The following is a 9,754-nucleotide window of genomic DNA, read 5'->3' on the forward strand; positions in this document are numbered from 1 at the left end:
TAAATTCCTCCCAGAGGTCGGAAGCCTTGACAGAACCAAAGAATAAACTGAATAGGCAGTTGAAAAAGAAAAAAAATAATATTTTGGTCCTATAAAGAGGGAGTATCATACTAGACAATATTTATATAGAACGACTCTGGCGAACAGTAAAGAGGGATTATGTATACCTTTTCCCAGCATTAGATGGTCGGGAACTGCACCATGGATTGACAGAATTTTTTAATGAATACAATTATAAGAAGTACCACCAAGGCATTGGGCGAACCATACCGTTTCAAAAGTACCAAAAGCAGGTGGCGTGAGCTTATTTTCTTTTAACCCGCAAAGAAAGTTCATTCATAGAACCTATCAAGGCCAAGTAAATTCCTCCCAGAGGTCGGAAGCCTTGACAGAACCAAAGAATAAACTGAATAGGCAGTTGAAAAAGAAAAAAAATAATATTTTGGTCCTATAAAGAGGGAGTATCATAACTTGTTTTGACCAATGCTGGTGCTTACGAAGTAAATTACTATCTTCGCGATCATCTTGGGAACGTCCGGATGGTGTTGAATGAGGATGGATCTCTTCTTCAGGAAACTGATTACTATCCATTTGGATTGGAGATTGATAGAAATTCACCAGTTGTTGGGTTGAATGCTAGGAATGAAACCAATCGTTATAACTTCCTGGGTAAAGAAACTGAGATAGCTACTGGATATATAGATCTGCAAGCAAGGTTTTACGATCCAACTGTTGGCAGGTTCACCACTATTGACCCTGAAACAGAAGGACAATTAGAGTTTTCGCCGTATCATTACTCTTTCAATAATCCGATACGGTTCTCTGACCCGGATGGAAGGTTTGCTTGTTGTGGTGGACCAGGAGCAATGCTCTTGACTGAAGCCAAATCACAATGGGAGGCAGTAAAAAGAAATGCCACAACCTTTGCAAACAACGCTGAACAGGCATTGGGCAAGGCATTGAGTTACACAGATGTAAATGATGCGGCTGTGGTAACCACGATGTTGACTCGTGGCAGTAATGCTGTCAATTTGGACGGAACTAAAGCTACGACAACAGATAAAGTCTTGGCAATTGGTGGGGCACTGGTGCCTTTGGTTGGTGGTAGTACTTTAAAGAAACTTGGAGAAGGTATTTCTGAAATTCCGGCAGTTAAACAAGTTATTGAAAGATTAGAGATTGCTATTTCCTCAGAAAATAAAATAGGCCGAGATTTGTTAAATCCTCCTGGGAAACCAGGTAATTCTCCTACCTTCAAAAGTGATGGTAAGCCAGTAGAGATTCATCATGAAGGACAAAGCCGGACAGGGCCATTCGTAGAAATGCATCCGTCAGACCATAGAATGGGCGATAATTACAGAAATAATCATCCCAGTGGACAAACACCACTTACCAAGGAAGAAAGAAAGGAGTTTAATAGTGCAAGAAGACAATATTGGATAAATGAATTTCCAAATCAATAATAGCTAGATTATGGATGCTGATATGATTAATGAAGGCAATAAAATACTAGTAGAAATGTACAAATTTTCTAGTGAAATGGTCAACTTGAGTGCTCCGATTCCGGATTCTAGATTGGAGGTCTTTGAGGATAAAATCGGTCATTTACTTCCTAATGACTTCAAATACATGCTAAAAAAGCACAATGGATTTTCTTTGTCTGGAATCGAAGTATATGGTTTTGATGAAAGTTTAAAAGGTTCTTCTCTTGATCAGGTATACCAATATGAGCATTTTGAAGTCACCAATAAAATGCCGTTAGAATTCTTGCCATTTTCCCCCGATGGGCGAGGAAATCATTATTGTCTGGATTTGTCAAGAATAGATGCAGGAAGTTGTCCGGTTGTATTCTGGCAGTGGGATTTTCAATATCAAAGTACCAATGATATTGAAATTTGCAACGAAAACTTTTATGACTGGATAGATGAAGTATTGATAGCTTGGACATTAGAGGAATATAACTATGACGGTAGTCCCAATAATTAGAATAATTAAACCATTACTATAACAGAACAGGCTCTGGAATCGGAGCCTGTTCTGTTATACCGCATATTGCTGTTTAGCTCAAAAATCCCTGATAAAAGCATCCAGTAGGGCAAAAACGGTTTTCTTTTCATCTTCGGGTAATTGTTCAATGGCTTGCAGCCGTTGAACATTTTTTTTGTCCAGGGAAGCACTTTGCCCTTCGCCTACCAGGTAATCCAGCGTCACGCCCAAAGCGTCGGCGATACGCTTTGCAAAATCAATGGAAGGTGCAGCTTCGCCCCTTTCGTACTTGCCCAGGATCTCCCTTGAAATAGAACTTTCACGGGCCAGGTCAGTCTGTGACCAGCCTTTTTCTTTCCTTAAAGCAGTGATTACCGTCGCAATATTCTTCATATAAATACGCCTTTGTGTACTAAATGACAATGTTTTGACAAAAATAAGGAATTAAAGTGCACTAAAAAATACAATGTGACTATGATCAATTGGTATAATCTTATACTTTTGTGTCTGATCATACACAGTAACGTTCCTGAAATTATTTTTTCAAATGGAAATATCGGAGATAAAAGCCCGCCTGAGCATCACCGAAGTACTCGGCCACTACAACATCAAGCCCGACAAAAACAGCCGGATCTGCTGCCCCTTTCACGACGACAAAACGCCCTCTATGCAGGTTTATGAGAAGACCGGGACGGTTTACTGTTTTTCCGGAAACTGCAAGACCCACGGCAAAAGCCTGGACGTGATTGACTTTATCATGAACAAAGAAGGCATCACCAAACATGAAGCCTTGAAAAAAGCTTCCGGATTGGTAAGCGGAACGCTACCCGGCCCCACACTGGTAAGTGCTACGCTGGAGATATCCTCACTAATAACAGACTTTAAGTCTTTGGAATTAAACCTGAAACAGACCCAAGGGGCTCAGTACCTGGACAAACGTGGGCTGGGCTGGCAGTTGCTGCGCGACAAGGCCGGTGTAAGGCTGGGCTACAACGCCGGGCAACGTTCCGCCGTAAAACAGCTGAAAAACTGCGTATTGTTCCCGCTCAGAGCTGGAAATACCAAGATCACCGGCATGTACGGGCGTAGTATTTACGACATCGAGGGCAAAAAGCATTTTTATCTTCCGGACCGCAAAGGCCTTTTTCCTTTTTACCCTGCACCCACTACCACACACCTGGTACTGACAGAAAGCATCATAGATGCCTGTACACTTCTGCAACACACAAATTACACGGTATTAGCCCTTTACGGAACCAACGGACTGACAGAAGAGCATTTGAAAGCAATCAGCATGTTAAAAGGCCTCCGTGAGGCCACGCTGTTTTTTGATGGTGACGCGCCCGGCCGTAAAGCCCTGGAAAGTGTTAGTATGCAGCTCCAAGCGGTAACAAAAGCCAAAATCAGCCACGTGGCCACACCCGACAACGAAGATGCAAACAGCCTGGTCATCAGCCACACCCCTGAAATACTTGATCACCTGATTGAAAACCGTACAATCTGGGTGCCAGGCGTCATCACGTGCGAAAGAGAGCCAGAAGATCAACCTTTTCTTTTTTCATCGGAACGCCGACCGATTGAAAAAGAAAAAATTACTGAACCGGATCAAGAAAAACCAACAATCATAGCCAGGACAATAGCACCTACCGCAAAAGACGACGGAATACCGTCCAGCGTAGCGACGCCCGACGTATCCACGCGGGACCGCTTACAAGTCATATCTCCTGAACTGCTGATTTACAGCACTGGTACGCTCAAAATCAGCATCCTGGGCGGTGTAAAGCTGACCGGCCTTGACCGTCTGCGGGCAACGCTGAAAATCACCGATGAAAAAAAACCATCAGGAACGCCTGCCGCGCGCTTGCCCGTCCGCCATAACCTGGACCTGTACCATGCCGTGCAATCAGAGCAACTGCAAGCTAAAATAAGTGAGAACTTGCACCTGGAAAGCAATAAAGCGGCAATTGTCGTTGAAGGCCTGATCAGCGCCCTGGAAACTTACCGGAGTGAACGTATGGCCGCTTTACAGCCCAAAAGGGTCAAAGACCCGCAGCTCACAGAAGCTGAAAAGAACCAGGCTCTGACCTATTTAAAATCTGCCGGGCTACTGGAAAGGACGGTGAACAGCATCGCTGAAAGTGGTATTGTCGGCGAAGAATCCAATGCAATGATTGCCTACCTAGTCTATACTTCCCGCAAACGGGAAAGCCCGCTGCACCTGATGTGTCTGGGCGCAAGCGGCACGGGCAAAACGTATTTGCAGGAGAAAGTCGGTGAGCTGATGCCCACTGAAGACAAGCTGGAAATTACCACCCTGTCAGAGAATGCCTTTTACTACTTCGGGCGCGATGAATTAAAACACAAACTGATCCTGATCGAAGACCTGGACGGTGCCGCTGACGTGCTTTATCCGCTCCGGGAACTGCAAAGCAAGCGCAAAATATCAAAAACGGTGACGCTCAAAGACAACAAAGGAAACCTGAAAACGGTCACCCTTGTCGTAGAAGGGCCTGTAAGCGTAAGCGGCTGTACGACCCGTGAAAAGCTCTATGAAGACAATGCAAACCGCTGTCTGCTCCTGGAAATAGATACAGGCAAAGACCAGGACAGCCGGATCATGGCCTATCAGCGCAAGTTGAGCGCCGGGCTGATCAACAAGGGACAGGAAACCAGTGCCAAGACCCTTTTTCAAAACATACAACGTATGCTTAAACCGATCGCAGTGCGAAACCCTTACGCCCAGCTGATCAACCTGCCCGACATTATTTTTAAACCACGGCGCACGATTGGGCTGCTGCTCTCCTTTATTGAAACCATCACTTTTTACCACCAGTACCAATTAGCCCTAAAAACCGATCCCAAAACCGGGGAAAACTACATTGAAACACAGCCAGAGCATATCAGGTGGGCGTTTAAGCTACTGACAGAAGTATTGTTCCGGAAATCGGACGAGCTCAGTGGTGCCTGCAGGCACTTTTTGGAAGGACTGAAAATCTACCTTAAAGCGCAAAAAACAGAAACTTTTACAGCCAAAGAAATCCGGAAAGTGATGCGGCTTCATCCCAGTAACCTGAAACGGTACCTGATTGAACTGGACCGTTACGGCTATATCAAAGGCAAGGGCAACCGTTATAAAGGCTATGAATACAGCATTGTGGATATGCACGAATATGAGGCCTTAACAAGGCAAATAAACACTGATTTACAGCGCATTACGGACAATATTAGTGGTTCGTAGTCCGGATGTGGTTCAAACGCCAGAATGAACCACTTAACGCATTGATTTAAAGCGCACAACGTGCGTAGTTCACAGTAAAAGAAAACCGTAGTGTAATAGCATGAAATATACCATCATAGAAAATCCGGAATACAGTAGCCATGTGCAGCAGTACGGGCAATATTTACAAATCATGAATTACGCTCCGGTAAGCGTAGAAGGCAGCAAAGCGTTGATGCTGGAGTTTTTTTCTTATCTGGAAAACCAGGGAATCTGGGAGCTTCCCCAACAGCCCAAAACCATAGACCTTTTTATGCACCATCTGCGGAGCCGGCCCAACGAACGCTTTGCGGGTAAAGGCCTCTCAGAAGGACACAGAGCCAAATTCTGGCAGGCCATCCGCAACTTTGACCAATACCTGCGGCATACTGGGCAAGGCGGGCTGAATATGCCGGAAAGGGATATCCAAAACACACCGGTAAACCAACGGGACATTGGCCAGATCCTGACCCAGGACGAAATCCGTCAGCTTTACCAGGCCTGTGATACAAGCAACCCCGTAGGTATCCGTGACCGGGCCATGTTGTCACTTTTTTACGGCTGCGGCCTACGCCGTAAAGAGGGTTTAAGCCTAGAAGTCAGTGACCTGAAGTTCAGTAGCAACCTAATCCATGTGCGAGAAGGGAAGTTCCGGAAAGAAAGATATGTACCTATGGGAAAACAGGTTAAAGACGATCTGTACACATATTTACTGGAAGGTAGGCCTTATCTGTTGAAAGACAATACCCAGCATACAGATGCCAAAGTAGTTGTCAAATCCGTGCTCATCAGCCAGAGAGGGAGAACTCCCACTGGTGAGACACTGGGGTTCCGTCTAAAACATTTACAGGATCAAACCAGCAATCCTGTTTTACAAAGCATGACAATAGGCCTGCACATCCTGCGCCACAGCATCGCTACCCATTTATTACAGCAGGGAATGAGCCTTAAACGCATCGCCCAGTTTTTAGGTCATGCTTATCTGGAAAGTACCCAGGTATATACACATATGGCGCATGGAAAACTTTGAAAGTTATCTCATAAAACGTAGAATGCAGCCTTCTACTGTGAGTTATTATCAGGAACTGGTAACCCGTTTTGAGCAGTGGATGCAATCGGAAAACCTGCAATCCTGTCAAGCCGGGACAAGGGACATACTCGACTTTTTAGGTTGGTTACAAAACCAAAAAATGTCAGAATCAACCCAAAGGCTGATGCTGACAGCACTACGACATTACTTTAATTACCTGATTGCTAATGATCCAAGCTGCCGGCGGCAGGCGCCCCTGTTTAACCCCGCATCAGGGCTTTACCTGAAAAACCGCAAAAGGACAGTCCCTGTTACGGCTCTTCCATTGGATATGCTCCACCGGCTTTATGAAGAGTATCCGGTTACCGACCTTAAAACCCTGCGTGATAAAGTAACGACAGGCCTTTTGGTTTATCAGGGCATTGCTGCACAGGAACTTACATCAATAACCATAAAAAATCTTAACCTGAAAGAAGGCCGCTTGCAGGTTCCTGACGGGCACCGGATCAACGGAAGGGTGCTAAAACTGGAAGGAAGCCAGATCCTTTACCTGCAACGCTACATCAAACAACGGGGCTTATCAAATCCCAATGACCCGTTATTACCTAAAATCAAGTTCGCCAACAACTATTATAAGCAACTGGCTGCCAGACTTCGGAAGATTGCCCCAGAGCTTAAAAACATCCCCCATATACGCCAAAGTGTTATGCAGTACTGGTCTGGCCAGTACGACATACGCCTGGTGCAATACATGGCCGGGCACAAGTGGGTAAGCTCTACCCAGCGTTACGATATGGGTAGCCTGGAAACCCTAAAAGCTGAAATAGATCAACTACACCCATTAAATCAGTTCGGCTAAGATGCTAAAATCGGCCCTCGGATCGGATGGGTAAAGCTTTGGATGTGCGTTTTCTTTGCCCTACGCTATTTTTTACGCACAAAAAAAGAACTGAACCTTTCTTTTTTTTAACTGAAAAACAACTGAAAAAGAAAAAATCCGTAGCTTGCCCATAGTGGCAAACAGCACTTTTGCCAATCGTTCTTTGATGCATTGAAATTACTATCCTTTTGGGTTAGAAATTGACAGAAACCAGCCCGTTGTGGGGTCGAATGCTAGGAATGGAACCAATCATTATAACTTCCTGGGAAAAGAAACGCAGGTGGCAACAGGATATATAGATCTGCAAGCAAGGTTTTACGATCCAACTGTTGGCAGGTTTTTTCAAATCGATCCTGAAACTGAAGGGCAGCTCGAATTTTCACAGTATCATTACTCATTCAATAATCCGATCCGGTTCTCCGATCCGGATGGAAGGTTTGCATGCTGTGGAGCAGCAGTAGAAGGATTTGCCGAAGGTGTAAAAGAAGCGATTGTTAGAAATGTTAGGGCAGTTACGGTCGATTTACCACAAACAATTCAAGGGATGGCAAGCCTCTCATCAACAGGCGGTCAACTTGAAGCGGCAGTTGGTGGAACAATGTTATATCAGAAAACCAAGAGCGACTGGAATACAGGAGACACCAGAACAAGAGCCAATATCGTTGGGAATGTAGTTGGTGAAATTGGAATTGCTGTAGCAGGGACAAAAGGGGCTGGCAATTTGGGGAAAGCAGGTGTGATGTCAGACGTTGCTAAGGTTGGAGAAATAGCTGGCGATTTGTCAAAAACTAAAACAGTTGGGCAACAAGCAACGGAATTAGTAGGAGCAAATGCAAATAAAAGCAGAGTTACTTTACGTTCAGAAAAATTTCAAATGGATGTTGATTTAAAAGGTGAAGCTCATTTTGATAAAAAAACAAACACTTCGTATGATACACCACATACAAAAATATCACCAAGAAATTACCTAGCACCAAGAAGTCAAGGAGCAAGATATAACACTTCAGAAAAACACGCCCAATATGGTAATACTACTCAGCAAGAAATAAGAACGGTAAGAAGATACTTAGAAAAACAAAATTAATATGACAAAGGAATTTGAAATTGATAATTCAATTGCAATAAAATGGCAAAGTCAATATATTGACTTACACAATTTTTATACTCTTGACCAATTCATAATCGAAATACCAGAAAATAAGATTATTCTAAAGTGGATTAAAAGCAAAAAATGGAGAGGAGAGAATATTCCATTCATGTTAACTCTAATTTTTGAAAATGTATGTTTTTTAAAAATGAGTGAAACTTTTTATAAAGAGCATCCTGTCAATTTAGAGGAGATAGGATTTAAAGCGGCATCTGATTTTGACCATGATTGGCTTAACTATGATGATTTTTCGGAAGAATATCATATTTTTTTTAGGTTTCGAGGGGATGAATTTTTAAGAATTTATTCGGAAAAAATAACAATAAATATCTTGGAATTAGAGCGGATATAGCGGGAAATATAGCTGGTAAGCAGGCTGCAAAGAGTACTGAAGGTAAAGTTTTAGCAAAACAGGCCAATAGAATAGAACGGGTTGCGGCAAATAATCCTCGCACCTCTCGAACCGAAGCAGCTAAACAGGCAACCAAAAAAGCTGCAAATTATATTGAAAGAAGGTCTGTCGCTGCAAGTACAGCATCCTCTGGAGTAGCCGGTAATATTGTCACCAAAGTATTGGAAGAAGATAAAACTAAGAAACAAAAATGAAACTGCTGGATATATATCGAAAAGTTGTCAGCCATTTTTCTACCAAATCTGGCCTAGTAAACCTGAGTTTTTATCTGATAGCAGCCGTAGTTATTTGGTATCTGTATGATTTGAAAGTTTTGGGTATACTCGTTTTGTTTTTTCTGAGCATTTTCGCCCTCAGTAGTTTTCTATCCGAAATGTATTTCGCCTTTAAGGGAAGTTTTAGAGGGCTTGATTGGACCTTGACGATTCCATTTGTTTTCGTTTCTATAACTTGCTTGGGGGCTTATTATTTTTTGGACTTGAGAACTCTAGGCTATATCGTTGTACTTAGTGTGATCATAACTTGTGTTACAATTTTTAGGAGCTGAATAGGAGCTTTTTTTATATCAAATTGGTACGAAAATATCTATTGGATGTAAGCCTTTTTAGTCCTAAAATCACGGATGACCATATCTGAATCTTTAGTCTTTTTCAATTGAAAAGCGGATCGCCGCCTGTAAAAAATCCGTAGTTTGTCAATGGCAGCAAACAGCACTTTTGCCAATCGTTCTTTGATGCATTGAAATTATTATCCATTTGGGTTGGAGATTGATCGCAATACACCGCCTGCTAATACCGATGCCTTAAAGGCGGCGAGAAATGGGGTGAACCGATACAACTTCTTGGGCAAAGAAACACAGGTTGCAACGGGATACATTGATCTTTGGATATTCTGGAGCATGTTGACCCCTTGTACTCAGGGTAATAATGAATGCTAAAAGCACATTATTGGCTTGTTTTCTAGTGACATTCTGGCGTATATTGACCCCCTAGACATTTATTTTTGATTCATTCTGGAGCATATTGACCCCTTTGGGTAATTGT

8 protein-coding genes and 1 pseudogene are annotated in these 9,754 nt (G+C 43.1%); 8 read left to right on the forward strand and 1 reads right to left on the reverse strand.

Annotated features, from left to right (window positions below):
- The first annotated feature begins 125 nt into the window (after positions 1–125).
- The 3 genes from CLV98_RS24250 (at position 126) to CLV98_RS22635 (ending at position 1,986) form a co-directional block, all read left to right on the forward strand.
- Positions 126–302, forward strand: a complete 177-nt coding sequence (locus CLV98_RS24250) for a hypothetical protein (RefSeq protein ID WP_374755207.1) — start codon at positions 126–128, stop codon at positions 300–302.
- 174 nt (positions 303–476) lie between these two features.
- Positions 477–1,463 carry an RHS repeat-associated core domain-containing protein gene (locus CLV98_RS22630; protein ID WP_109678338.1) on the forward strand — a complete coding sequence of 329 codons (987 nt, stop codon included), beginning with the start codon at positions 477–479 and terminating at the stop codon, positions 1,461–1,463.
- 10 nt (positions 1,464–1,473) lie between these two features.
- Positions 1,474–1,986, forward strand: coding sequence for an SMI1/KNR4 family protein (locus CLV98_RS22635; protein WP_109678340.1), 513 nt, complete (start codon positions 1,474–1,476; stop codon positions 1,984–1,986).
- Positions 1,987–2,064: 78 nt separating this feature from the next.
- Here the strand turns inward: CLV98_RS22635 and CLV98_RS22640 are convergent, their stop codons facing one another.
- Entirely contained in the window at positions 2,065–2,379 is a 315-nt protein-coding gene (locus CLV98_RS22640; protein WP_109678342.1) for a helix-turn-helix domain-containing protein, read from the reverse strand.
- 154 nt (positions 2,380–2,533) lie between these two features.
- Between CLV98_RS22640 and CLV98_RS22645 the strand changes: the two genes are divergently transcribed.
- From CLV98_RS22645 to CLV98_RS22665, 5 genes and pseudogenes are all read left to right on the forward strand, one after another.
- On the forward strand, positions 2,534–5,224 hold the full coding sequence (locus tag CLV98_RS22645) for a CHC2 zinc finger domain-containing protein (RefSeq protein ID WP_109678344.1): 2,691 nt from the start codon (positions 2,534–2,536) through the stop codon (positions 5,222–5,224).
- A 100-nt stretch (positions 5,225–5,324) separates the two neighbouring features.
- On the forward strand, positions 5,325–6,272 hold the full coding sequence (locus CLV98_RS22650; RefSeq protein ID WP_109678346.1) for a tyrosine-type recombinase/integrase: 948 nt from the start codon (positions 5,325–5,327) through the stop codon (positions 6,270–6,272).
- Positions 6,259–7,131, forward strand: a complete 873-nt coding sequence (locus CLV98_RS22655; RefSeq protein WP_158281318.1) for a tyrosine-type recombinase/integrase — start codon at positions 6,259–6,261, stop codon at positions 7,129–7,131. Before CLV98_RS22650 ends, CLV98_RS22655 begins: the two co-directional genes overlap by 14 nt.
- Before the next feature lie 211 nt (positions 7,132–7,342).
- A pseudogene (locus tag CLV98_RS22660) lies at positions 7,343–8,236 on the forward strand (RHS repeat-associated core domain-containing protein); the annotation flags it as partial.
- Position 8,237: 1 nt separating this feature from the next.
- On the forward strand, positions 8,238–8,651 hold the full coding sequence (locus CLV98_RS22665) for a hypothetical protein (protein ID WP_109678352.1): 414 nt from the start codon (positions 8,238–8,240) through the stop codon (positions 8,649–8,651).
- Positions 8,652–9,754: the final 1,103 nt, after the last annotated feature.

The sequence above is a fragment of the Dyadobacter jejuensis genome (assembly GCF_003149085.1).
GTDB lineage: Bacteria > Bacteroidota > Bacteroidia > Cytophagales > Spirosomataceae > Dyadobacter > Dyadobacter jejuensis.

Coding starts and splice junctions, on each gene's coding strand:
- CLV98_RS22635 (WP_109678340.1), top strand. CDS start 1,474: ATGGATGCTGATATGATTAATGAAGGCAATAAAATACTAGTAGAAATG.
- CLV98_RS22640 (WP_109678342.1), bottom strand. CDS start 2,379: ATGAAGAATATTGCGACGGTAATCACTGCTTTAAGGAAAGAAAAAGGC.
- CLV98_RS22645 (WP_109678344.1), top strand. CDS start 2,534: ATGGAAATATCGGAGATAAAAGCCCGCCTGAGCATCACCGAAGTACTC.
- CLV98_RS22650 (WP_109678346.1), top strand. CDS start 5,325: ATGAAATATACCATCATAGAAAATCCGGAATACAGTAGCCATGTGCAG.
- CLV98_RS22655 (WP_158281318.1), top strand. CDS start 6,259: ATGGAAAACTTTGAAAGTTATCTCATAAAACGTAGAATGCAGCCTTCT.
- CLV98_RS22665 (WP_109678352.1), top strand. CDS start 8,238: ATGACAAAGGAATTTGAAATTGATAATTCAATTGCAATAAAATGGCAA.